Raw genomic sequence first — 1585 nt, forward strand, 5'->3', positions numbered from 1 at the left:
TCCGCGTCGCTGATGAGGACGAACCCTCCCATGTCTCCGGGCGTCTTCGCGCCAACATTCCCTCGTTCGGTCTCGTCATCAGGCGGAGGCCGGCCAAGCTCCTTTGGGGACTCAAGGTCGAATGGATGAAATCACGCCAGCTTCTCCGGTGTCATCCTGTTGTCCAACGATTCTTCCGTTCGCAGGGGGAGGCCTTAGGCCGCCCGTTGCACCTGGGACAAGACGTCCTGTTTCATTCGCTCCGCGTCAAACGCTTGTTTCTTCGTACAAATCGCAAACAGCACATTCAACAGCTTCCGGCACAAGGCGACGATGGACTGCTTTCCGGTCAGCGGATTGACGGATCGGGTCGTATAATACTCATGCAGCTCGCGAAACGCCTCGTTATGCCGAATCAGCGGAATCATCGCCCGAAACAGCACCGATCGCAGCCGTTTCCGTCCCCGTTTGGAGATGTGCTTTTGCCCTTTGCGCTGGCCGGAGGAATTCTCCTTGAGCGTCAGGCCCGCCAACTTCACCAATTGACGCGGGTCCCGATAATGGGCGAAGCTGCCGATCTCCGCCAGAAGATCGATGATCGTGGCGTCTCCCAACCCGTCGACCGTTTTCAACCATTGGTACTCCATCGTCGTTTGAACCAATGCCTTCAACTCGGCGTCCAGTGCAGCGATCTCCGCCTCCAATTGGCGGTATCGGCGGACGAGCGCGGCGATCTCAAACCGGGCCATCGCTGTCCCTTCCGTCACCCCAATCGAGTCCTTCGCGGTGTTGATCAACGCCTGAATTTTGGCCTTCTGCGGGCATTTCATCCCTTCGCTTTGCCGGTACACCTCAAGAAGCTCCTCCACCGTCCGGCCGGCCATATCAGCCGGAAGCGGCGTCCACTCCAACACCGAAAGCGCCGTTTTCCCCAGGTCGCGAAACACCGTCCAAAACTCCGGAAAATATCGGTCGGTCCAGCGGACGATCGCGTTTTTCACCGCCGTCTGTTCCTTGCGGAGCTTCTCTTTGAGCGTGCTCCCCACGCGCAAATCGGCTTCAATCTCGTGCAGCAGCCGGGGAACGAGGAATCGTCCGTCTTTTGCCAGTCTGGCAATGACCAGGGCGTCTTTGGCGTCGTGTTTCGTCGGCAGGTTGTCATCAAGTTCTTTCGACCGGCACACATGCGCCGGGTTGACCATGACCAACGGGATCCCGTGCTCCTCGAGGAAGTAGGCGAGGTTCAACCAGTAGTGCCCGGTCGGCTCCACCGCGACGATCACCTGCGGCTTTCCGAACGCTTGCATCGCCTCCTGAATCGCTTCATACAGCTGGCGAAAGCCCTCTTTCGACTGGAAGATCGGGAACGATTTGCGAAGCACACGCCCCCGGTCATCCACGAAGCAGGCGTAGTGGGTTCGTTTCGCGATATCGATGCCCACGACAAGCGTTTGTTCGGTGACTTGATCAATTTTATAGTTTTGTGTACAATTCATCTGAAGTCCTCCTTGGTATGGTGAGTGATGTGTTTGACACCCCTGCATCATACCAAGAGGGCTTTTTTTGATCAAGTCCCCGGAAAAGCTCCTAACGGGAATGCTCCTTT

1 protein-coding gene is annotated in these 1585 nt (G+C 57.1%); it reads right to left on the reverse strand.

The window, feature by feature from the left end:
• Positions 1-194 precede the first annotated feature (194 nt).
• Positions 195-1475 carry an IS110 family transposase gene (locus tag ACVBDQ_RS17945; RefSeq protein WP_012749415.1) on the reverse strand — a complete coding sequence of 427 codons (1281 nt, stop codon included), beginning with the start codon at positions 1473-1475 and terminating at the stop codon, positions 195-197.
• Between the last annotated feature and the right edge of the window lie 110 nt (positions 1476-1585).

The sequence above is a fragment of the Geobacillus sp. CCR genome, from assembly GCF_052906625.1.

Coding starts and splice junctions, on each gene's coding strand:
- ACVBDQ_RS17945 (WP_012749415.1), bottom strand. CDS start 1,475: ATGAATTGTACACAAAACTATAAAATTGATCAAGTCACCGAACAAACG.